Source organism: Pauljensenia sp. UMB6358 (assembly GCF_030216865.1).
Lineage (GTDB): Bacteria > Actinomycetota > Actinomycetes > Actinomycetales > Actinomycetaceae > Pauljensenia > Pauljensenia turicensis_A.
On sequence record NZ_JASOMS010000023.1, the window covers coordinates 1 to 818 of the forward strand.

The 818-nt window shown below is 55.4% G+C and carries 2 protein-coding genes; both read right to left on the reverse strand.

Going from position 1 to position 818, the window contains the following annotated elements; translation table 11 throughout:
- On the reverse strand, window positions 1-195 hold a 195-nt coding region (locus QP381_RS08435; RefSeq protein WP_285068468.1), incomplete at its 3' end, for a hypothetical protein.
- 7 nt (window positions 196-202) lie between these two features.
- Window positions 203-700, reverse strand: coding sequence for a hypothetical protein (locus QP381_RS08440; RefSeq protein ID WP_048707070.1), 498 nt, complete (start codon window positions 698-700; stop codon window positions 203-205).
- Window positions 701-818: the final 118 nt, after the last annotated feature.

The following is an 818-nucleotide window of genomic DNA, read 5'->3' on the forward strand; positions in this document are numbered from 1 at the left end:
GTCTTTGTTTCTGCCGGTTATGACGTGTACGCCGGGGCCGTCCCAGGTGGCTATTTTCATGCAGTAGGCGAGGATGGATGAGAATGTTTTTCCTGATCTGACTGCGCCTTGCCAGATGTTGGCGCGGCCGTTGCAGTTGGCGATGGCGTAGGCCTGTTTGGGCGACCAGACGAGGGTGTTTTTCTGGTCGTCCACGGCGGGTTTACTCCTTCTGGGTGATGTTTTGGATGGTTTCGGAAAGACTTCTTAGGGCTGCGAGGGCGTTATCTGTGGCTAGGTCTTCTGTGTTGGGTTGTTCAATGCCGGTTAGGCGTTCGATCTGCCGCATAATGTTCACTGCCCGGTCAACGGCGAATTGGTCCCCACCTAGGGCTTGGGTCATCATTACGGTTAGAAGCGAGTCGTAGCGTTCTAGCTGGAGCGTGTAGAGGCGTTTCGCGTCCGGTTTGGGGACCGTGTCAAGAACAGCCTCAAGGTCTTTCATTACGGTGGATTTACTTACCCCGATTTGTTCGGCGATAGCGTTGACGGATTGCCCCATGAGCCTAAGGTCAAAAACTGTTTTGCGGCGTTGCGCGCGTTCGAGGGCGCGTTGCGTTTTGGCAGCGCGTTTAGCGGCGCGGGCTTTTGCTTCTTCAGCCTTGTTTTTGGTGCCCACGTTTTTTACCGATCCTGCCGGCTTTTTGGTGGGTTGGCTCATGGGGTCCTCCTTCGGTTGTGGTTATTTGACGCGGGTTCTTCCTGTTTTTGCTAGGTAGCCTGCTCCTGCTTTGACTTTTTGGGCGGCGCGGTGGAAGGGGTTTTCGGCGCGGGTGTGT